Annotated in this window: 1 protein-coding gene; it reads left to right on the forward strand. The window is 60.5% G+C overall.

The features are described 5' to 3' along the window. Positions 1–1,328, forward strand: a 1,328-nt coding sequence (locus KVT37_RS31550) for an amino acid adenylation domain-containing protein (RefSeq protein WP_217578923.1), incomplete at both ends; no start/stop codon positions are given.

The raw sequence follows: 1,328 nt of genomic DNA on the forward strand, positions 1-1,328 counted from the left end.
AGAGCCGGGTGGAGGCGCTGGAGGAGGCGCCGGAGACCCCGCTGCGGGCGCTGGACGTGCTGCCGGCCGAGGAGCGCGAACTTGTCCTCGAGACCTGGAACCGCGCGGAGGCTGCCTATCCGTCGGATCGCTGCATTCATTCACTGTTCGAGGAGCAGGTAGCGCGCACGCCTGATGCGATTGCATTGGTCCATGAAGGCGAGGAACTGAGCTATGGCGGGCTGAACGCCCAGGCCAATCGACTGGCGCATCGCCTGATCGGGCTTGGCGTGAAGCCTGACGATCGCGTCGGACTGTGCGTGGAGCGCTCGCCGGCGATGATGATCGGGCTGCTTGCGGTGCTGAAGGCGGGTGGCGCCTATGTGCCGCTCGACCCGAGCTATCCGCGCGAGCGGCTCGGTTGGTTGGTCAGTGATGCCGACCCGCGTCTAGTGCTGGTCGACAAGGCAGGGCGTACGGCATTGGGCGATACGCTGTCCGGACGCGAGGCCATCGCACTGGATGGGCAGCAAGCAGCGCAAGAAGGCCACCCCGAGAGCGATCCTGATCCGACGGCGCTGGGCCTGACGCCGCGCCACCTCGCCTATGTGATCTACACCTCGGGCTCCACCGGTAAGCCAAAGGGCGTCATGGTCGAGCATGGCGGATTGACCGAGCATATTCTCGCCAGTGTCGACAAATATCGGATCACTGCCGCCGATCGGGTGCTGCAATTCGCGAGCACCAATTTCGACCCTTCGATAGAGCAGGCATTTTCAGCGCTAATCACCGGCGCGGCACTGGTCATTCGGCCAAACACAATATGGTCGCCTGAAAAATTGAGCGCGGAGATCGTCCGGAATTCAATAAATGTTGCTAATATAACACCATCGTATTTCCATCCGGATTTGACGAAATATCTTCGGCTCCTCATCGTCGGCGGCGAGGCGTTTTCAGTAAGTAAACTTAAATCGACTGATACTGGTTGCATCGTCTTAAATGCATACGGACCAACCGAAACAACGATAACAGCGACGACCTTCGACCTGAGCACGTCGTCGCTGAAATCCGTCGCCGAAGGCAGCTACGTTTCGATTGGAAAACCGATTGCGAGCAAGAAAGTCTACATTCTCGACACGGGTTTTGAGCCTGTTCCGATCGGGGTTGCTGGCGAGCTCTATATCGGCGGAACGGGCGTTGCGCGCGGCTACCTGAACCGTCCCGAGTTGACGGCGGAGCGCTTCGTCACGGACCGCTTTAGCGGTGCCCCTGAAGCACGCCTGTACCGGACCGGCGACCTGGCGCGTTACCTGCCGGCCGGCAACATCGAGTTCCTCGGCCGCAACGAT

It is taken from the genome of Mesorhizobium sp. GbtcB19, assembly GCF_019091085.1.
Classification (GTDB): domain Bacteria; phylum Pseudomonadota; class Alphaproteobacteria; order Rhizobiales; family Rhizobiaceae; genus Mesorhizobium.